The sequence below is a fragment of the Streptomyces scabichelini genome (genome assembly GCF_011045015.1).
GTDB lineage: Bacteria > Actinomycetota > Actinomycetes > Streptomycetales > Streptomycetaceae > Streptomyces > Streptomyces scabichelini.
Genome location: NZ_JAAKZY010000029.1, coordinates 23,562 through 42,313 on the forward strand (window position 1 = coordinate 23,562; position 18,752 = coordinate 42,313).

Genomic DNA, 18,752 nt, shown 5'->3' on the forward strand with positions numbered 1-18,752 from the left:
GGACGAGAGCCGGCAGAAGAGTGCTGTCAGCGGCAGCAGCCGCGGGTACGGCCGGTGATCGTGACCGGAATCGTGGGGCCGGGAAGCCGCTCATCGAGGGAGAGCTGCGATGGTGATTCAGCGATCGCTCATGTGCGAGGCGGACACATTCACAGGCCCTTTTCGACGCGATCGATGAGCGCTTGCACCGCCGCTCCCTGGGAGGCTGTCAGCGTTCCCTTGTCCACCTGCTGAGCGGTCCAGTCACCGATGTCGCCCAGACGTGCCCGGGCCCGGTCCACGTGTTCGCCGGTGCTCTGCGCACCACCCGCTGCCACGTAGGTGGTCCAAGCGGCATCGACGGAGGTCAGGACCTGGCGGGCCTGCTCGCTTGCCGTCGGCGCGCCCGTAGCCTCCAGGTCCGCCACCAGATCACGCAGCTCTCCTGCTGCCTCCTTGGACTCGCCGAGGCCGCCGAGGCCGGTGTCGACGCCGAAGCTGTAGGACCCCGACCCGACCTCGAACACGGCTGCCCCGCCCTCCATCCGGAGGAACCGAACCCCCTTGGCGGCGTCGGAAGGCCGGCCGCTCTCGGTGACCGCCCAACGGGTCTTCGACGGCACGTGGACCTCCGCGACGGTGTTGACCGGCACCGTCACCTTCAGGTCGAAAGCGCCGTTGTGGGTGTTCCACCGCGAGGACAGGAGGCCGTAGACGGTCTTGAGGCTTCCTGATCCCTCCGTCAGGTTTTCGCCGGGCACCGGAGCGATCCGGGAGCGCTTGTAGCCGGGGTCGATCGCGGAGAGGCCGCCGATGTTCTGGAACATCCAGTCGCCCACGGCGCCGTAGGCATAGTGGTTGAAGGAGTTCATGTCGACCGGGCCGAAGCTGCCGTCGGGCATGATCGAGTTCCAGCGCTCCCACACCGTGGTGGCACCGCTGACGACCTCGTAGCCCCAGGACGGGTAGTCCTTGTGGAGCAGCATCTTGTAGGCCAGGTCGTCTCGGCCGATCTTGCTCAGGGCGGGCAGCAGCAGCGGCGTACCGATGAAGCCGGTCCGCAGGTGGTAGTCGGTGAGCGCCAGTTTCGCCACGAACTTCTCACCGACCTTCTCGACCAGTGCCGGATCCGTGACCAGGTTCATGGCGAGGGCCATCGCGTAACCGGTCTGCGAGTTGCGCATGACGGTGCCGTCAGGTGCTACGTAGGCCTTGGTGAAGGCGGTGCGGATGTCGGCGGAGAGCTTGCTGTACTCGGAGGCCGCCGCGTCGTCGCCGAGGGCCTTGGCCACCTCGGCCATCATGCGGGCGTTCTCGGCGTAGTAGGCCGTGCCCAGGATGCCCTGCTCGGTGGGGTCGTCCAGGTGCAGCCAGTCGTTGGTGAAGAAGGTGGTGCGGCCGGGCTCGAGAAGGTCCGGTCCGGCGCTGTCGCGCACGAACTGGAAGAACTTCTGCATGGCGGGGTAGTTCTCCCGCAGGATGCGGGTGTCGTCGTAGGAGCGCCACACGGAGTACGGCACGGTGATCATCACGTCCGACCATCCGACGCCGCTCTCGCCGAACTGGCCCTGAGGGGTCGGTACGACCGCCGGCAGGTCACCGTTGGCGTACTGGGAGTTGCGCACGTCCGCCATCCAGTGGGACAGGAACGCGCGGGTGTCGACCAGGTAGTTGGCCGTCGGCGCGAACAGGCTGATGTCTCCCGTCCATCCCAGGCGTTCGTCGCGGGCGGGGGTGTCGGTGGGGATGGAGAGGAAGTTGCCCCGCTGGCTCCAGGAGATGTTGTCGACCAGTTGGTTGAGCATGCTGTCCGAGGTCGTCAGTGTGCCGGTGGTGGGGAGGTCGGAGCCCCACACGACGCCCTTGACGTCGGCGAGCGCGGGGGGTTCGGTCATCCCGGTGATCTCGATGTAGCGGAATCCGTGCTGGGTGAAGGTGGGCTCGTAGGTCACCGTTCCGTTCTCGGTGAAGGTGTAGCGGTCGGTGACCTTGGCACTGCGGAAGTTGTCGGTGTAGAGGGTGCCGTTCTTGTTGAGCACCTCCGCGTAGCGGATCCTGGCTGTCTGGTCGGCGGAGCCGGTCAGCGTCAGCCGCGGCACGCCGACCACGTTCTGACCGAGGTCGTAGACGTAGGTCCCGGCGGTGGGTTCGGTCATCTTCCGGGCCTTGAGCACCTGCGTCCGGCGCACGGGCTCGTCGCTCTGCGGGACCAGGAGGGCGGTGCGGGAGTCCAGGCTCGCGGCGGGTTCCCACTTCGCGTCGTCGAACCCGGGCCGGCTCCAGCCCGCCGGCTCCAGACGGGCATCGTAGGTCTCGCCGTCCTGCAGGTCGGCCTTGACGTAGGGGCCGTCGCCCGCCTTCCACGAACCGTCCGTGGCGATCCACTGGATGGAGCCGTCGGTGTAGGTGATGCGCATCTTCGCCACGAGAGCGGGGGCGTCCCCATACTGACGGCTCCAGCCGATCCCGACCTTGCCGGCCCACCAGCCGTCCGCCAAGGACGCGCCGATCACGTTGTCGCCGCTTGCCAGCAGCTTTGTCACGTCGTAGGTCTGGGACTGGATGCGCTTGTGGTAGTTCGTCCAGCCCGGGGCGAGTACCTGGTCGCCGACCGGCTTGCCGTTGAGTTCCAGCTCGTAGAGGCCCAGTGCGGACGCGTAGACGCGCGCGGAGGCGACCTTCTTGCCGTTCTTGGTGGCGAAGTCCTTGCGCAGCAGCGGCTGCGGTCGAGCCGCGGGTTGGTAGAGGGCGTCGGTGGTGCCGGACACCGTGAGGGCGGAGTCGACGATCTCACCGCCGGTGAACGGGTTCCGTCCTGACGCGAAGTCGGTGTCGAGCAGAGTGCTGCCGTCGGTGCGGGTCACGACGGCGTCGTAGACCGTTCCCCGTTCGCTGCAACAGGCGTGGGTGCGGAAACCGATGTAGCCCTTCGTGAACGTGGAGTCCGTGAAGGTGTTGACCAGCTTGCCGTCGAGGGTCGTCTTGATGGTGGTGCCCACCACGTCGTAGCGGACAGTGTGCCGGCCAGCGAGGAGACCGGGGTTGGTGAAGCCGTAGGGCGCGAGATCGATCTCTTGAATGACGGAGTAGTTGCCCTTGACCTGCTTGTGCAGTCGCAGCATCGGGGTCGGACCCGTGGCGCTGAACTGCCACATGTACCCGTTGCTCACGTCGGAGGCGCGCAGGAACATGCCGAGGGCGGCGCTGTCGAGCTCGAAGTCGACCGTAGCGGTGTAGTCGGTCCACTTGTCCAGCTCGCTCGGAGCCGCAGGGCGAGTGATCCACTGGGCCCCGTCCCAGTCGCCGGGATCCAGCAGACCTGTCTCGAAGTACGCGTCCGCGCTCCACCGGCTCGCAACTCCCTTGTCGTCCCAGGCGCGGACACGCCAGTAGTAACGCGTGGCCGCCTCCAGGTCAGGACCGCCGTACCGTACGCCGACCTGGCGGTCGGACTTCACCTTGCCGGACGACCACGTATCGGCGGACCCCGGCGTGCGTCCGACCTGGATCTCGTAGGCCTTCTGCGATGTCGCCCGCCGGGCAGACGTCAACTGCCAGCCGAGGACCGGGTCCTCACCGCCGATGCCCAGCGGGTTCACCCGGCCGTTGGCGGTCAGAGCCTTCACGGTGAACGGCGCGTCCAGCATCGACGCCGCGGAGGACACCGGCGCCGGCAGGGTCGCCACGCTTGCGACGACGGCCAACGTGACAAAGCCTCTGAGGAGTTGGAGCAAGAGCGAGCGTTTGCGGAGCATGGCATCTCCATGGATTGAATCGTTTCAAGAGGCATGAATTGCCGGGACATTACTCATGTGACGAGCGACACGTCAACAAGCGGAACGCAGATTCCTGGAGAGTTCTGCCGCATTGCGACGACGCCAGACCTGGCCCGCACCGGCACACCGCTCTCCGCACACCGCCCTCGCCGTACCCACCGGGCTGCTGCACGAGGCGCTCCGACATGCAGGCACTGGGGTGCTCGCGGCCGCCGCCACTCGCAACAGCCCGACGAACGGCGACTGTTGCCACGGCCTTGACGGACTGCGAGTCGATGAGGATGGCGACCGCTCCGGGGCCCGGCCCGTCTCGCGTCGAATCCGCTTGCGGAACTGGTCGCGGATCAGCCCGCCGATGCCGGCGGCGGCCCAGCGGACCGTGAAGCCATAACAGGTCCTCCAGGGCGGACAATCCGCAGGCAGGGCCCGCCGCTTGCGGCCGGTGTGGACGGCGTGGCGGATCGCGTCGACGATCCTGCGGCGGGGGTGATTCTCCGGGCGCCGCCGGTGACTCAGCCTCGCGCGGCGAACGCGGTGGCCGCTTCCTCGAAGGACGCGGGTTCCCGGCCGAGCAGCATGCGCAGAACGTTGCTGTTGCCGTGGAGGCCGTGCCGGTCATAGTCCTGCCACATGGCACGCATGTCGGGGCCCCGGGACGGATCGTCGGCCACTCCTGGCGGGAGCGACGCTTCCGCCCAGTCGACCGTCCTCGCCTCGAGTTCCACACCTCGTACACGCCCCGCGATACGCAGGGCCTCGGCCGGCGTGGTGGTGGGTCCCGCCAGTTCGTAGGTCGCCGAGTCATGGCCCGGCTCGCAGAGAACCTTGACGCCGACTTCCGCCAGCTCACGCAAGTCGATGAACGAGAACTTGTTGTGGACGTCGAAGGGCACGTTCACCGGCCCGGCGGGAGCCCTTCCCCACGTCGACAGCACGATCTGGGCGAACATCGAGGGCTGGAGGATCGTCCAGCCCAGGCCCGAGGCCCGCACGGCGGCCTCGGCGTCCGCCTTGCGCAGGTGGTGACGCAGCCCGGGGGTGTGCGGGTGGAGGACGGACAGGTACACGAACCGGCGCGCGCCCTCGTGCTCGGCGGTCTCGAGCGCCCTGATCGCGAAGACGTCTTCTTCCGGGTGGAACGCCGGAGGGATCATGAACACGAAGTCAGCGTTCTTCAACGCCTGGCGGACGGAGCCGGGCTCCGTGAGATCGGCCTCGACGATCTCGTCGGCGCCCAGGGCGGCCACCCGTTCACGGCCCGCCGGCCCGTGCACCACTGCGCGGACCCTGAACGGAGCCCGCCGCGCCGCCTCCAGCAGGTACATACCACAGAGCCCGGCCGCCCCGATCACCGCGAGCAAGGGCGGCTCTTCGCTGCGTGCGGCTTCCGTTTCGGACACTTTCCGGTTTCCTCTCGCTGCTGGATCCTCGATGGCTCCGCAGAGCACGATGACGGACTCGTGCCTCGGATCAAGGATTGATCACGGGCATCCACATGGGTTCGTCGCGGCGTTGGATGGCGTCGACTGCCCCCACCGCCTCGCTGAGCGGGAACCGATGGGTGATGAGCTCATCAGCGGCGAGGGCACCGGTCTCCAGCAGGCGCAGGACCTCCAGCGCGTCGTTGCGGGTACAGGCGCGGGTACCGATGAACCGCCACATGTTCATCATCAGTGCCATCGGGGACAGCGGCAGCGGCGTGTGGTTGCCTCCCATGTGCACCAGTGCGCCGCCGGTCGCGAGCCCGGCCATGGCCTGGCCGGTGACCGGCCCGTCGGGGACGTAGTCGAGGACCGCGTGCGCTCCGCCGGGTGCCAGTTCGCGCAGTCGGCCGGCGAGTGCGCGGGTGGCAGTCCAGTCGTCGGGGAGTTCGTCAAGGGCGACGATGCTTGCCGGGATGCCACCGGACAGCCCGGCGACGGCCTTGAGCCGGTCACTGTGGCGGCCGACGAGAATGAGGTCGGCGACGCCGAAGTGCTTCGCGAGCTTGACCGTCGCGGTGCCCATGGCACCGGTCGCGGCGGTGACGACAACGGTGGATCCCATCGGCAACTCGGCCCACTTGAGCGCGCGTACGGCGTTGGCGAGGGTGTGCACCTTGGCCGCGACGTCGAAGCTGACGGATTGCGGCAGCGGGTCGACCAGCCAGTACGGGAGGCGTACGTATTCCGCGAGGACGCCGTTGTGGTACTCGTCGTAGAGCGGCATCGCGGTGTCGTTGAAGGCGGCGTAGCCCATGATGGACTGCTGCGCGCACATCATGTCGCGGTCGGTACGGCAGTAGATGCAGGTACGGCAGTTCAGGAAGGTGTGCGCCCGGACCCGGTCGCCGATGCGAACGCCGGTGGCCTCGCTGCCGACAGCGGCGATGCTGCCGGCGGCCTCGAAGCCGAGGGTGGTGGGCAGATGCTTGAACGCGCCCATAGCGAGCAGGCGCATGATGCCCGGGGCCAGGCCGGCGGCGGCGACCCGCACCACGACGTCCATCGGGCCGGGCTCGGGGACGGGGATGTCCTCCAGGACGAGGGTGCTGGCGTCGCGATGGGCGCGCAGGGCGAGCATCGTGGTCATGAGTGGACCTCCACGTTGAGGGCCGCGAGCCGTTCGGGTGAGTAGGGGTCGGCGGTACGGGAGGTCTTGGCGACCTGCGGAACCTCGCTGCGCGAGAGCAGGCTGACGTAGTCGCCCGCCTCGGTCGCGACGCTGGCATGGGAGATGCCGAGCGGGATGCGCACGAAATCGCCGGGCTTGAGGTCGACGATGCCGTGCTGGGTGATCAGCGTGCGGTGGCCGTTGGCCTGGTACTGGATCTCGTCGGCATCGAGGGCGCGGCGGTAGCGGCGTTCACCGCCGGGCACGGTGCTGACGAGGCCGATGCGGATGCGGTCGGTGCCGTACAGCCAGGTGGTGTCCTGGGCGTGGTCGGGGCGCAGAACCTGTATCCGGCGGTCGTCGCGGTGAACGTGTTCCAGCAGCTGCTGTTCGTCGACCCCGAAGAGGGTGATGTCGCGACCGGGTGTGCCCAGGTTCCAGCTGACGGCTTCGTTGGCCGCGGCGGACTGCCAGCCGGGAAACGGCGGGAACACCGCCTGGGATTCACGCTGAGCCGGTACCAGCTCGGCGACCGGCGCGGGGATGTAGAACAGCAGGTGGCTTGCGGCGCGGCTGTAGTTGTCGTGGGCCACACCCCGGGGGATGCGGGAGAACTCGCCGGGCCGGTGCTCGACCACACCGAGTTCGGTCATCAGGGTGCGCTCACCGGCGATCTGGTAGGAGAGCTCGTCCACGTCGCAGTTGCGGTGGTAGAACGGCTGCCGTCCGTCCAGCTTCTGCCACTCGACGCGGATCTCGTCGTTCTCGTAGACACCGCGCGGCGGGGCGTACGCCTCTTCCTGGTACTCCTGCGGGTAATGCACCACGGTCAGTGGCGGGTGCTCGTCCCCCAGCTTGATGGGCACCTTGGACGGATGCGGCGGCGACAGCAGCAGGTGCTCGTCGCGGACGACGCTCTGCAGCGGTTGGTTCGATGCCATGACCATGAGGTCCTCGTCGACACTCACGGCAACCTCCTCGTTCGGGGTGGCGTCGCGTAATGCGGCTCAGGTTGTCAGCCGATCCCACTGCCCGGAGTTCGGCAGGATCGGGGTGTCACCTGTCGCGGCACACCCGGCAGACAGGTGAGCGGACAGACAGGTGATGGGGGCTGCGTTCGAAGGAAGGCGCCGATACGGGGGCTTCGGTGCCATGCGCGGCCGGTGCGGCATGATGACTGCTGCTGGCGCTGTTATTTCTTTCGGCCCCAGAACATCTCGATGCCGCGCCATTCCATCAGCTGTGGGCTGTCGACCGTGTCCCCGAATGCTTCGCGGACCTCTTCCCCGGACCAGTAGGGAATGTCTTCCACGGTGATGTGCTCAAACAGCTTGTCGAACCATTGCCGGAGATGGACGTCGGAGTTGATGCGGGCAAGGAACGACGGCCCTTTCAGGACCGACTCGGCCAGCACGATGCGGCGGCCCGGCTTCATCACGCGCAGCAGGTCCCTGGCCGTCTCCTCCCAGTCGTCGCAGTGCTGGGTCGCCTGGAGCACTGCGACGCAGTCGTACGACTCGTCGGCCAGCGAGTCGGCGTAATCCCAGCGCCAGCAGCCGGTCTGGCCGTTACGGCCGGGGAGCCGCCCCATGACCGCCTTCCGCCCGTCGTGGATGATCTCCACCTCATCGACGGCGCCGTCCGGTCCCACGATCTCCCGCATGTCGTCCACCCACCCCGCGGGAGCAATTCCCTCGCCGATGAGCATGACCCTGTCTCCGGCGCGGAGCTCGAGGAGACCGTAGACGATTTCGGAGATCGGCCGGGCCAACTCCCTCCAGATGTACGGCAGTCCGCCCGCGATTTGCATGGCGAGCTCCCATTTGGCTCGCTGGGTGCTGTCGTAGACGTCCTTTCCGAGAATCGCCTCGTCCCACGGCTGGATGTGGTCCCACGGGTTTCCGCCACCGAAACTGCTCTTGGTTTCGCTGCTCACCTGATTGCCTCCACGACCGGGCCGTCGCACGTGCGACGGCCGCCGGAAATGACTTTGCTGACTTCGAGGACGCCACGGTTCCGGCATCCTCAGGATGACCTCTGCGCGTCAGGCGCAGGTGTTCACGAGGGTGCCGATTCCCTCGATCTCGATGCGGACCTCGTCACCGGACCGTAGGAACAGGCCTTGTTTGTGTCCGACCCCGGCCGGGGTTCCTGTGGCGATCACGTCACCGGGTTCGAGGGTCGTCTGCCGCGACAGGTAGGAGACCAGCGCGGGAACCGGGTGAATGAGCTGGGACGTACGCGCGTCCTGGCGAAGCTCGCCGCCGACCCAGGTGCGCAGGTGCAGGTCGTCGGGATCGGCGAACTCGTCGAGCGTGGCCAGAGCGGGGCCCATGGGGGTGAAAGTGTCGAAGCTCTTGGCCGCGGTGACGTTGGCGGCCCGGCCGGGAACGCGTCCCTTCTGGACATCGCGCGCGCTGACGTCGTTGCAGATCGTGAAGCCGGCGACGAACGAGTACGCGTCCGCCTCCGGCACGTCGGTGGCGCGCCTGCCGATGACGACCGCGAGTTCGCCTTCGTAGTCGACCTCGTCCGGAGCCACCTTCGGAAAGCGGATCTGCGCCCCCGTGCCGATCACCGAGGACGGAGCCTTCAGAAAGACGACCGGATCCTCCGCCGTGCCGGCGTACCCCACCTCGGTGCGGTGACCGGCGTAGGCGTAACCCACCGCCCAGATCTTGGAAGGTCTGGGGACGGGGGCCATGAGCTGGGCCTGAGTCCGGTCCATGGGTACACGGTCGCGGACCGCGGCGGTGGCGATGGACGCGATGTCGAGGCCGGTCTGCAGGGCGGCACCGAGGTCCGTCGCGTAGAGGTCGAGGAGGGCGACGGTTTCGCCGTCGCTCTCGAGTCTGCCGATTCCCTTGGCCGTGCTGACGATTCTGGTCACAGGGCCACCGCCGGATTGTCGAGGCGCAGCAAGTCGTCCTTTGGGTCACCGGCGCGGTAGCGGGCGACGAAGCGCTCGGGGTTGAGCTCCAGGCCGGAGGGGTTCGCCGCGAAGACGGGCCCGGACATGAAAGCCACCTCCTCCTCGGTGGTGGCGAAATTGGCGCAGGAGAACTCGACGATGTTCCCGTCCGGGTCGCGGTAGTAGAAGCTGGTGGCCTGGCCGTGGTTGGCGGCACGGTGCGGGCGCGCGCCCATGGACGCCATGTGCTCGAACTGGGCGACCAGTTCACCCAGCGAGCCGACACCGAACTGGAAGTGATGCAGGCCCGGCCCGGATGGTTCGGTCGTGATCAGGCTGTCGATGCCGAACAGCGCGAGGACCTGGCTGCTGTGCGGGGCGTCATGCACACGGAAGAAGCCCAGCCGGACATCGACCGCTCGCTCGGGCATCCCCGCGGGACGCGGCAGGGCATCGGGGTCCGGGGTCCGCTCGTAGAAGGGACCGTGTCCCAGTACGTGCGTGTAGAAGGCGGCCATGTCGTCGTAGCGGCCGGTCTTGAGCACGAGCTCGGCTATCTGCAGCGCGACGGCTTGCGTCTCGCTGGCCGCGGGGGCGGCCGTGCTCTGAGGGGTCGTCATCGTGAGGGCCTCCTTGCCCGTCAGACGGTGGGGTGCAACGGCCTCGATGTTCGGTGGGTGATCCGCCACTCCCCGCCGGAGTGGCGGAACCGGTGGACGGTACTGAGGACGCGGTCCAGGACGTAGGTGCCGTCGGGCTGCCGGACGTGCAGCAGAACAATGGTCTGCAACTCGACCCGCATGTCGTCGCTTCCGTCGTCCTCGTCGTCCTGACCGGTGACGACCTCGTTGGCGAGCACATGGACGGTCTGCCGTCCGGTGTTGGCCTCCCGCGCCTTGAGGAAGCCGAGTATCTCGTCCCGCCCGCGGAAGACCCTGCCGTGTGCCTCGAACTCGGCGTCGTCGGCGAACGCACTGATCCCCGCGGCGGCCCGGCCCCTGTCGATGTCGCGGTGGTAGCTGACGACCAGGGCCCGGCAATGGCCCACAGCATCGCTTGGATCGACCGGAGACACCACGACGCTCCTCTACCTCTTGAACCTGGGTCAAGCGTAGCACCGCACCCGTCTTGTCGATAGATGCCTGTTCTTCGAGCCCTTCCACAGGGAAGCCTAGGCATGCGATTCTGACTCAGGTTCAAGAGCTTGGATCGTGACTGACCCAAGCCGTGCTCAGGAAGGCAGGTCCCCCGTGTCTGACCGCAACGAAAGAGCCGGATCTCGGCGTGTCCTGGTCGTCGGGGCGGGGCCCGTGGGTCTCTCGCTCGCGATCGAGCTGGGGTGGCGCGGTGTGCCGGTGACGGTGATCGATCAAGGCGACGGCCGCGTGCCCTTCCCGGCGGGCGAGGCGATCTTCTCCCGCACCATGGAACACCTTCGGCGCTGGGGCTGTGCGGAAGCGGCGCGCGCGGAGGCGGCACCGCCCACGGACTATCCGCACCGTACGGTGTTCGCCACGTCAGTGACGGGACACGTACTCGCCGAATTCGACTACGAGGTCACGAACCGGTCTCCCGGCGCGTATGGCCCGCTGACACCGGAGGGCCCCGCGTTCCTCTCCAAGTTCTCGTTTCTGCCGTTGCTCGAACGGACGGCGCGAGGCCTGCCCTCGGTCGAGATCAGGTTCGCCACGCGCCTGGAGACGTTCGACCAGGACGCCGACGGTGTCCTCGCCGTGGTACGTGACCTGGAGATCGGCGCCTCCGAGACACTGGCCGGCGCGTACCTAGTGGCCTGTGACGGTGGCCGCAGCGGCGTCCGGCGGGCACTGGGCGTCGAGTTCGAGGGCATGTTCGCGCAGGGCCAGAACTTCGCGGTGCATTTCCGTGCGCCGCAACTACTGGACCTGCTCAGGGAGCGGTTGGGCGGCCCGGCGGTGCAGATCCACACGCTGTCGTCGGCGCGCAGGCCGTACGTCACGGTGGTCAACGGCGTGGACGAGTGGCGGCTCTCGGTCTACCTGGAGGAGGAGCCGGAGCCCGGGGACGCGGTCGCCTGGGTGCATGAAGCCGTCGGTGCGTCGATCGATGTGGAGATACTCGCCGCACAGCCCTGGAGCGGGCACTGCGTCGTGGCCCGCAGCTACCGTGCGGGACGGGTGTTCCTCGCAGGTGATGCGGCGCATCTGTTGTGGCCCAAGGGAGGCTTCGGTGCCAACACCGGGATCGGCGATGCCGTGGACCTCGGCTGGAAGCTCGCCGCGGTCCTCCAAGGCTGGGGAGGCCCCGCGCTGCTCGACAGCTACGAACTGGAGCGGCGGCCGATCGCCGTCCGCAACGTCACGGAGGCATCGAGCAACTGGAGGTCCGACTCCCAGCTCACGCCCGACGCCGCGCTCGGCCGCGCGGACGCGGAGGGCCACCGAGCCCGCCGTCAGACGGGCGAGATGATCCGCCGGTCGAGGGGCAAGGAGTTCCGCTGCACGGGCGTCCAGCTCGGATACCGCTACAGCGGCTCCCCGATATGCGTACCGGACGGCACCCCGGAGCCGCCCGACGAGCCGGACGACTACGTCCCGTCGACCTGGCCCGGTTGCCGCGCGCCGCACGTCTGGCTGCCCGACGGCAGCTCGGTGCTCGACCACTTCGGCCGCGGCTTCGTGCTCGTGGTCTCGGGGTCGGCAGACCCGTCTTCGCTGGTGGAAGCCGCGCACGAGTGCGGCGTGCCGTTGGCGGTGCTGCGCCTTACCGAACCGGCCGCTGCGAGGCTGTACGAGCGGCCTCTGGTGCTGGTCCGCCCCGACGGGCACGTCGGGTGGCGGGGCGAGCAGGCGCCTGCCGATCCCGTCGCGGTGCTCGACCGGCTGCGCGGGGCAGAGCCCGGGAATCCTGCCGCGGGTTCGGTCAAAGTGACGCAGGCGGTCTCGGCGAGAGTCGGTACTCGCCAACCCTGACCCCCCGCGATCATCTGACCCACCGCGCTCAGCGGTCATGCCCTCTTGATCGGTGAACGCCCGGCCAGGACGGACTCCATCAGGAGGCGGATCATCTCGTGCGCCGGTCTGTTCCGGTCGTTGGGCACGTTCGCGCCTTCGAACACGGCGACCACGGTATCGCGGAGGAGCGCGGCATCGATGTCGGGGTCGCCGTCGAGGCCGCGCTCGGCCATGACCTCGTCGACCAGTCCGACGATCCAGCCCAGAAAGGTGTTGTGGGCGGCCCGAACCGCCTCGGAATGCGGAAGCCGGTCGTGCATGGCCTGGTGCAGCGGCCGGGAATAACGCATGTCGGACAGCCCCCGCACCAGCCGGCTCAGCGGGTCGGCACCCGCCAGCTCCGCGTTGAGGGTGCGGATCTCGCGGCTGAGCATCCGGTCCATCACCGCGGCGAAGATGTCGTCCTTCGAGTTGAAGTACCAGTAGACGTTGCCCCTGGCCACACCAGCGGCGGCGCTGATGTCCGCCATCGTGGTCTTGTCGTAGCCCTTGGCGAGAAAAAGCTCGGTGGCCGCGGCCAGCAGATCACCTGCCCGCTCTTCACGGGGGATCTGTTGGCGGTTCCGCGGCATCCCGGGCTCCTCTGATGTGTTCAGCTCGTCTCAACTGAGTGTAGACAGCGGGCGCCAGTGTCCTGACGGCAGTGGATATGGCTGTCCCTGCCAGTGGCAGGAACAGCCATGTCGGTTTGCCTGCTGGGTTGTCCGCCGCCGCGTGGACTCCCTCCGGCGCCGCCGCGCGTACGCGGTCTGCCAGCCCCGGCCCGTACGCGACCGGAATCGCTCCCAGGTCGCGCAGCAGGTCGTGCTCGGCCGGGCTTGCCGTTCCGAGGACAGTGGCACCGCGGCCCGCCGCCAGCTGCACGGCCATCAGGCCGACCCCTCCCGCGGCGCCGTGGATCAGCACCGACTCGTCGTCGCGCAGGCCGATCGCTTCGAGAACGTGCACGGCGGTGCGGTGACACCGGCGACCAGCAGGCCGCCGGTCTCTGCTCCCAGGACAGACTGGCGGGCTTCGGCACCACTGACGAGGCCGGGACGACGAGTTCGGCGGCGTACGCGCCGGGCGCACGATAGGCGATCACCTTGTCGCCGACCTCGATCAGACCTGCGGGCCGGTCGCGTCGGCACCCACCGCCGTCACCACACCGGCCGCTTCGGCACCGAGCCGCATCGGCAGCTTCGCCGGATCGGTCCCGAAGGCACCGCTGTACATCTTGTGATCGACAGGGTTGACGCCGACGGCTCGGACCGCGATGCGCACCCGGCCCGGCCCGGGCTCCGGGACGGCGACGTCGATCACCGATGGTGCCGACGGCGGCCATTCCTCTACGCGCCTCCCTTTCCTGGGAGAATCACCAACAAGGCAGTAGAAATTTCGGGACACCTTCATCTGCCGGCCTCTACGCCAAGAGGCTCGCTGCGCATGGATTCGTCACCGTGGTATACGACTCCTCCTATCAGGGAGACCGAACGTCGTTTCAGGGCAGTGGCTACCGTCAGCGCAGCTCCCATGGGCCGAGGCCAGCATCCCAATTCCAAGGCCGTTTCCTGCTGACCAGCATGTGCAAGATGTTCGCGTTCTCGGCGTTCGAACCAGATTCCAGAACTGCTGACCCAACCACCGGGACCACGACCAGCTAGTCGGGCACTGCTCCGGCGCCGTTCGACGCTGCCCAAGCAACGCCCGACGGTGGGGAGCCGCCCCTGAAGGGGAGAATCACTCACCCGGATAACAGTAGGCAGGGGAAATTTTCTTACCCCTCACAGCGCGCTCTTGCGATGCAAAGCTTGGTCGCGCGCTGAACAAAGACATTCGAGGAGACCGATCACCATGCCCCATTCCGGCCGCCTCACAATCGCCATTGCCTTCCACTCGGGCTACGGCCACACCGCCGTCGTCGCCGAAGCCGTGGCGCGTGGCGCGGCGGGAGCCGGCGCCGAGGTGGTCTCGGTCTCCGTCGACACCATCACCGACGAACAGTGGGCGCAGCTGGACGCCGCTGACGCGATCATCTTCGGTGCCGCAACGTACATGGGTACCGCCTCCGCGGCTTTCCACGCGTTCGCCGAGGCCAGCAGCAAGCGCTGGTTCTCCCATGTCTGGGCGGACAAGCTCGCCGCGGGCTTCACCAACTCCGGTGCCAAGAGCGGCGACAAGTCGTCCACCCTGGGCTATTTCGCCACCTTGGCCGCCCAGCACGGCATGCACTGGATCAGCCTGGGTCTGCTGCCGGGCTGGGATTCCACCCGGGGCAGCGAGGACGACATCAACCGGCTGGGCTTCTTCATGGGTGCCGGCGCCCAGAGCCCGACCGATGCCGGTCCGGAAGCAGTCCACAAGTCGGACATCGCCACGGCAGAGCACCTGGGTGCGCGAGTCGCGCGCCAGGCCGCGATCTTCCGAGCCGGACGGGCCGACCTCCCCTCCTGATCACAAGGTCTTCTTTTCCGTATCCGACTCCCCCCGTTGTCCCCCGCAAGGAGCGCACCATGTCCGATGCCCCGAACCTCACCCTCATCCGCCGGGTCTACGAATCCCGAATGGCGCCCGAGGTCACCAAGGAGGTCATGGCCCCGGACCTCGTCTGGGACATCACCCCGGGCTTTCCGAACAGCGGCGTGTACCACGGCTGGGACAGCGTGGCGAAGGACTTCTTCGGCACGCCGATGCCGAACATCGTGTCCTTCGGCGCGGTGCCCGAGGAGTTCTACGCGGACGACGAAGGTCACGTCTTCGTGTTCGGGCACTACCACGCCGAGACCAAGACCGGGGGCAAGGCCGGCGTCCGGTTCATCCACCTGTGGACCGTCCGTGACGGCAAGGCCGTAAGCATGCGGCAGGCCGCCGACAGCCACATCCTCCAGGAAGCCCTCAAGGGCTGAGACCACCCAAGGAAACACACCCATGGCGAAGATCCTCTTCGTGATCACCGCGTCCGACCACTGGACGCTGGCGGACGGAACCCGGCAGCCGGCCGGCTTTTGGGCCGAGGAAGCAATCGGCCCGTACCAGGTCTTCAAGGAGGCCGGAATCGAGATCGCGGCGGCGACACCCGGCGGTGTACCGCCCACGGCGGATGCGCTCAGCCTCACCGCGGAGTTCAACGGCGGCGAGGAAGGCGCCGAGCGCATGCGGACCGCGCTGCGCGAGGCCACCGAGCTGGCGCATCCGATGCGTATCGAGGACGTACGCATCGACGAGTACGAGGCTGTCTTCTACCCGGGCGGCTGGGGCCCGATGGAGGACCTGCCCGACGACGCCGAGTCCGGCAGGCTGCTCACCGAGTGGCTCGCCTCGGGCAAGTTGGTGGCCCTGGTGTGCCACGGCCCAGCTGCACTGCTGGCCACCATCGGTCCCGACGGGACATCCCCGTTCACCGGCTACCGCCTGACCGGCCTCTCCAACGCCGAGGAGAAGCTGAACGGTCTCGCGGGCCGCGCGAAGTGGCTGCTGCAGGACCGCCTCGCGGGCGAACTCGGCGCGGACTACCGCGAGACCGAGCCGTTCGCCCCGCACGTCGAGGTCGACCGCACCCTGTACACCGGCCAGAACCCGGGCTCGGCGGTCCCGCTGGCACAGGAAGTGCTCAAGGCACTGAGCTGACGCCGGCCCTGTGCCGGCCCTGTGCCGGCCCTGCGCGCTCTCTCGGCGGCCTGGTACGCACTCCGGGCCGCCGAGGTCTCTTCCGCCTGCTGCCCCACACGTCCGAACCGAGATCGTTTTCGTACATCAGCCAGGCCAACGTAGGCAGGATCTTTCCCCCTCACAACGCCGGGCTTTTGTGCGAGGCTGCAAATCATGAACCGCAACCCTCATCTGAACGAACTGGGTGAGTTCCTCAAGGCCCGCCGTGCCGAGCTCAGTCCTTCCGAGGTCGGACTCCGCGGAGGGCAACGGCGGCGTGTGAGCGGTCTGCGCCGTGAGGAAGTGGCTCTTCTCGCCGCGATCAGCACCGAGTACTACACGCGGATCGAGCAGGGCCGTCTTCAGGCATCGGCTCCCCTCCTGATCGAGATCGCCGAGGTGCTCCGTCTGAACGAGGACCAGCGAACCTATCTCTTCGAACTCGCGGCGAAGGAGAGGGTGCGCCCGTCCAGGTCAGGCGATCGCCAACAGGTGGATACGCGGCTTCAGCGCATGCTGGACGATCTCAGCGCCTCCCCGGCCTTCGTCATCGGCCGGCGCACCGACATCCTGGGCTGGAACCAGCTCGCCGCCGCCCTGTGGACCGATTTCGGGCGCTACCCGGAGCAGGAGCGCGTGTTCGTCCGGCTGCTGTTCACCGAACCCTGGATGCGCGAGCTGTATGCCGACTGGGAGGGGGTCACCCGGCTGGCCATCGCCCAGCTGCGCATGGAGAGCGCGCGCTACCCCGGCGACCGGCGCCTCACCGCTCTGGTCGAGGAACTCTCCACCCGTGACGCACAGTTCCGGGAGTGGTGGACCGCGCATGACGTCGCGATGCGGGGCAAGGGCGTCAAGAAGCTTCGTCACCCGGTGGTGGGTGAGCTGACCCTCGACTGGAACACGCTCACGTGTGGCACGGACCCCGACCAGCACATCATCGTGTGGAACGCCGAACCCGGTTCCCCGTCCCACGATGGGCTGCGCCTCCTGGCCTCCTGGGCTGCGGAGCAGAAGCGGACGGCGTCCGACACCGTCGCGTAAACCAACTGGGTGCCGACGTTGCACTCCGCCGCGGTGCCGCGCACCCGAACCGGGTGGCGCCGAGATCCCTGATGACGTCGACGGACTCGTCGACGCCGCGTCGCTCGGCGGTCTCACCGCTCGTGCGGTCCGCGACGGCGGCCGAGTGGTGACGCTGGCGCGTTCCGCTACCCCGGGGAGCGCACCAAGCTCGACCGGCTCCCGCAGCAGGTGGAGGAGGGCCGCATCGCGCTGCGGGTCGCGAAGGCGTTTCCAGCGGAACAGGCCGCCGAAGCGCACCGGCTCCTCGCCGCAGGCGGGATCCGTGGCCGACTGGTCCTTACGTTCTGAGCACGGCACGTTCTGAGCACGGCGACGAGGGAGGCACAGCCGGTACCACCGGCGGATCGCAGCCGGCGAATGCGGCCCTCGCCTGGCGACGCGTGGCACCACGGCTCCGGCGTCATCAGACCTCCAGGGACGGGCTCCCGGTGGCAGGCGCAGCCGTCGCCGCGGCCGATGGCGTGAAGGTCCGGGCGAGGGCATCGGCGCCGCGTGCCAGCAGGCCCACATCGACACCGACCGCGGTGAACGTGGTCCCGAGATCGATGCACCGTCGCGCGAACGCGGGGTCGGTTGTCAGCACGCCGGCGGGTTTGCTCGCCGCGCGCACGCGGCCGATCGCGTGCTCGACCGCCTCGGTGACGGTCGGTGGCCCAGCCCCGGAGGAGGTGACGGTCACTTGGTTTTGGGGCTGTCCGGCTTTTCGGGACACGGATGCGTCGGCCCGGGTGCCACGGTGTTCGTCGATCTGCGCGCCGGCCACGGCGGTGATGAGTACGGCGATGCCGAGGAGCACCTGCAGGCAGGAGCTGACGATGGCGCGGAGCCGGTACAGCAGCGCGGCGGTCAGCAGCATGACGCCGCCGGCGATGCCCACGTACAGCCAGTTGGGGGTGAGCGAGACGTCGGAGTTGTCCGCTCCGGGATCGAACGGCTTCCAGCCGCTGTAGTCGATGCCGATCAGGAAGGCCACGACGGCCCCGATGCCGTCGAGGACGATCAGCCCGACGGCCAAGGCGATGTCCCCGGCGAGGGGCAGCCACCGGCGTCCGGTTCGCGGGGGCGGCACGTTGTCACCGCGGAACTGCGGCAGGCCAGAGAGCCTTGGGGAGGCGGGGTCGGGCATGGGCACAAGTTTCCCTCAAAGGCAGGACCGGGTCCTGAGTACAGGTACTCAGGACCCGGCGTGGTGCGGATGTCAGCCGTGGATCAGGGGCGAACCGAGGAGTTCCTGGGTGATGGCGCCCTTACCGTCGCCCTCGATGTCGTAGACGACCGTCGCGTCGGTGGACCACCACAGCTCACCGTCGTAGACCGCGGCCGGTGCGACGCAGGTGTTCGCGGGTTCCAGCAGGAACCACGAGTAGTTGTCGTTGACGAGCTTGGTCCAGTCGCACGTCTTCGACGTGACGACGTGGTCCTCGGTGGTCTTGGTCAGGCGCTCCTCGATCCGCGTCGTGATCTTGAAGCTGGTGAACCGCTTGGAGTTGTCGACGACCTGGTCGTCCATGATCTGCCAGCTCATGACCGACTTGCCGGTCATACGGCCGGACAAGGTTGCGGTGTTCTGGACGTAGTACGCGCTGTGCGGCTTGTCGCCGGGGAAGACCACGTCGAACTGGGAGTCGGCGGTGCCGGCCGAGGCCGGCGTCGCGGCCAGGGCGACGAGTGCGAGGGCGGCGGCGCCGCCCGCGACGGTGGTGGGCAGAAGCTTCCTCATGAAGGGGTCCCTTCCGGGTCGAGGCCGAGTGGGGCCCCGCCTGAGCGGGGCCCCCAAGACGGCAGCAG

Annotated in this window: 19 protein-coding genes and 1 pseudogene; 6 read left to right on the plus strand and 14 right to left on the minus strand. The window is 68.2% G+C overall.

Features of this window, described 5'->3' with window-relative positions; all coding sequences use genetic code 11:
* Positions 1–149 precede the first annotated feature (149 nt).
* The 9 genes and pseudogenes from G5C60_RS12070 to G5C60_RS12110 all read right to left on the minus strand — a co-directional run bounded on the left by G5C60_RS12070 (position 150) and on the right by G5C60_RS12110 (position 10,336).
* On the minus strand, positions 150–3,734 hold the full coding sequence (locus G5C60_RS12070; RefSeq protein ID WP_206439396.1) for an alpha-L-rhamnosidase: 3,585 nt from the start codon (positions 3,732–3,734) through the stop codon (positions 150–152).
* A gap of 262 nt (positions 3,735–3,996) precedes the next feature.
* Positions 3,997–4,256 (minus strand): annotated as a pseudogene (locus G5C60_RS51880) (transposase); the annotation flags it as partial.
* Positions 4,257–4,267: 11 nt separating this feature from the next.
* A complete protein-coding gene (locus tag G5C60_RS12080) occupies positions 4,268–5,155 on the minus strand; it encodes an NAD(P)H-binding protein (protein WP_165258008.1) in 888 nt (295 codons plus the stop codon).
* Positions 5,156–5,225: 70 nt separating this feature from the next.
* Positions 5,226–6,326 (minus strand): zinc-dependent alcohol dehydrogenase, encoded by a 1,101-nt coding sequence (locus G5C60_RS12085; protein WP_165258010.1) that lies wholly within the window; start codon positions 6,324–6,326, stop codon positions 5,226–5,228.
* Positions 6,323–7,315, minus strand: coding sequence for a hypothetical protein (locus G5C60_RS12090; protein ID WP_165258012.1), 993 nt, complete (start codon positions 7,313–7,315; stop codon positions 6,323–6,325). The genes G5C60_RS12085 and G5C60_RS12090 overlap by 4 nt, the downstream gene beginning before the upstream one ends.
* Positions 7,316–7,539: 224 nt before the next feature.
* The gene (locus tag G5C60_RS53645) at positions 7,540–8,283 is read right to left on the minus strand and encodes a methyltransferase domain-containing protein (RefSeq protein WP_338145790.1); all 744 of its coding nucleotides are present in this window, start codon (positions 8,281–8,283) and stop codon (positions 7,540–7,542) included.
* A gap of 108 nt (positions 8,284–8,391) precedes the next feature.
* Positions 8,392–9,237 (minus strand): fumarylacetoacetate hydrolase family protein, encoded by an 846-nt coding sequence (locus G5C60_RS12100; RefSeq protein WP_165258016.1) that lies wholly within the window; start codon positions 9,235–9,237, stop codon positions 8,392–8,394.
* Complete coding sequence (locus tag G5C60_RS12105; RefSeq protein WP_165258018.1) at positions 9,234–9,878, minus strand: VOC family protein; 645 nt, start codon at positions 9,876–9,878, stop codon at positions 9,234–9,236. Before G5C60_RS12105 ends, G5C60_RS12100 begins: the two co-directional genes overlap by 4 nt.
* A 20-nt stretch (positions 9,879–9,898) precedes the next feature.
* Positions 9,899–10,336, minus strand: a complete 438-nt coding sequence (locus G5C60_RS12110; protein WP_165258020.1) for a nuclear transport factor 2 family protein — start codon at positions 10,334–10,336, stop codon at positions 9,899–9,901.
* Between the two features lie 172 nt (positions 10,337–10,508).
* Between G5C60_RS12110 and G5C60_RS12115 the strand changes: the two genes are divergently transcribed.
* Entirely contained in the window at positions 10,509–12,209 is a 1,701-nt protein-coding gene (locus G5C60_RS12115) for an FAD-dependent monooxygenase (protein WP_206439397.1), read from the plus strand.
* Positions 12,210–12,244: 35 nt separating this feature from the next.
* Here the strand turns inward: G5C60_RS12115 and G5C60_RS12120 are convergent, their stop codons facing one another.
* The 3 genes from G5C60_RS12120 to G5C60_RS53110 all read right to left on the minus strand — a co-directional run bounded on the left by G5C60_RS12120 (position 12,245) and on the right by G5C60_RS53110 (position 13,553).
* Complete coding sequence (locus tag G5C60_RS12120; RefSeq protein WP_165258022.1) at positions 12,245–12,823, minus strand: TetR/AcrR family transcriptional regulator; 579 nt, start codon at positions 12,821–12,823, stop codon at positions 12,245–12,247.
* Entirely contained in the window at positions 12,792–13,199 is a 408-nt protein-coding gene (locus G5C60_RS51890) for an MDR/zinc-dependent alcohol dehydrogenase-like family protein (protein WP_241266717.1), read from the minus strand. Before G5C60_RS51890 ends, G5C60_RS12120 begins: the two co-directional genes overlap by 32 nt.
* Before the next feature lie 153 nt (positions 13,200–13,352).
* A complete protein-coding gene (locus G5C60_RS53110) occupies positions 13,353–13,553 on the minus strand; it encodes an alcohol dehydrogenase catalytic domain-containing protein (protein WP_338145791.1) in 201 nt (66 codons plus the stop codon).
* Positions 13,554–14,084: 531 nt separating this feature from the next.
* Between G5C60_RS53110 and G5C60_RS12130 the strand changes: the two genes are divergently transcribed.
* The 5 genes from G5C60_RS12130 (at position 14,085) to G5C60_RS51900 (ending at position 17,252) form a co-directional block, all read left to right on the plus strand.
* Positions 14,085–14,684, plus strand: a complete 600-nt coding sequence (locus G5C60_RS12130) for a flavodoxin family protein (RefSeq protein WP_165258024.1) — start codon at positions 14,085–14,087, stop codon at positions 14,682–14,684.
* A 59-nt stretch (positions 14,685–14,743) separates the two neighbouring features.
* Positions 14,744–15,136: a nuclear transport factor 2 family protein gene (locus G5C60_RS12135; RefSeq protein ID WP_165258026.1), complete on the plus strand. Its 393-nt coding sequence runs from the start codon at positions 14,744–14,746 to the stop codon at positions 15,134–15,136.
* Positions 15,137–15,158: 22 nt separating this feature from the next.
* Positions 15,159–15,857 carry a type 1 glutamine amidotransferase domain-containing protein gene (locus tag G5C60_RS12140; protein WP_165258028.1) on the plus strand — a complete coding sequence of 233 codons (699 nt, stop codon included), beginning with the start codon at positions 15,159–15,161 and terminating at the stop codon, positions 15,855–15,857.
* A gap of 195 nt (positions 15,858–16,052) precedes the next feature.
* A complete protein-coding gene (locus tag G5C60_RS12145; protein ID WP_165258030.1) occupies positions 16,053–16,922 on the plus strand; it encodes a helix-turn-helix domain-containing protein in 870 nt (289 codons plus the stop codon).
* 210 nt (positions 16,923–17,132) lie between these two features.
* Positions 17,133–17,252, plus strand: coding sequence for a zinc-binding dehydrogenase (locus G5C60_RS51900; RefSeq protein ID WP_165258032.1), 120 nt, complete (start codon positions 17,133–17,135; stop codon positions 17,250–17,252).
* A gap of 115 nt (positions 17,253–17,367) precedes the next feature.
* Here G5C60_RS51900 and G5C60_RS51065 read toward each other — a convergent pair whose 3' ends face one another.
* On the minus strand, positions 17,368–18,090 hold the full coding sequence (locus tag G5C60_RS51065; protein ID WP_206439398.1) for a DUF6234 family protein: 723 nt from the start codon (positions 18,088–18,090) through the stop codon (positions 17,368–17,370).
* 72 nt (positions 18,091–18,162) lie between these two features.
* Positions 18,163–18,684, minus strand: coding sequence for a hypothetical protein (locus G5C60_RS12160; protein ID WP_165258034.1), 522 nt, complete (start codon positions 18,682–18,684; stop codon positions 18,163–18,165).
* Between the last annotated feature and the right edge of the window lie 68 nt (positions 18,685–18,752).

Coding starts and splice junctions, on each gene's coding strand:
- G5C60_RS12085 (WP_165258010.1), bottom strand. CDS start 6,326: ATGACCACGATGCTCGCCCTGCGCGCCCATCGCGACGCCAGCACCCTC.
- G5C60_RS12145 (WP_165258030.1), top strand. CDS start 16,053: ATGAACCGCAACCCTCATCTGAACGAACTGGGTGAGTTCCTCAAGGCC.
- G5C60_RS12160 (WP_165258034.1), bottom strand. CDS start 18,684: ATGAGGAAGCTTCTGCCCACCACCGTCGCGGGCGGCGCCGCCGCCCTC.
- G5C60_RS12070 (WP_206439396.1), bottom strand. CDS start 3,734: ATGCTCCGCAAACGCTCGCTCTTGCTCCAACTCCTCAGAGGCTTTGTC.
- G5C60_RS12120 (WP_165258022.1), bottom strand. CDS start 12,823: ATGCCGCGGAACCGCCAACAGATCCCCCGTGAAGAGCGGGCAGGTGAT.
- G5C60_RS12105 (WP_165258018.1), bottom strand. CDS start 9,878: ATGACGACCCCTCAGAGCACGGCCGCCCCCGCGGCCAGCGAGACGCAA.
- G5C60_RS12140 (WP_165258028.1), top strand. CDS start 15,159: ATGGCGAAGATCCTCTTCGTGATCACCGCGTCCGACCACTGGACGCTG.
- G5C60_RS12130 (WP_165258024.1), top strand. CDS start 14,085: ATGCCCCATTCCGGCCGCCTCACAATCGCCATTGCCTTCCACTCGGGC.
- G5C60_RS12135 (WP_165258026.1), top strand. CDS start 14,744: ATGTCCGATGCCCCGAACCTCACCCTCATCCGCCGGGTCTACGAATCC.
- G5C60_RS51065 (WP_206439398.1), bottom strand. CDS start 18,090: ATGCCCGACCCCGCCTCCCCAAGGCTCTCTGGCCTGCCGCAGTTCCGC.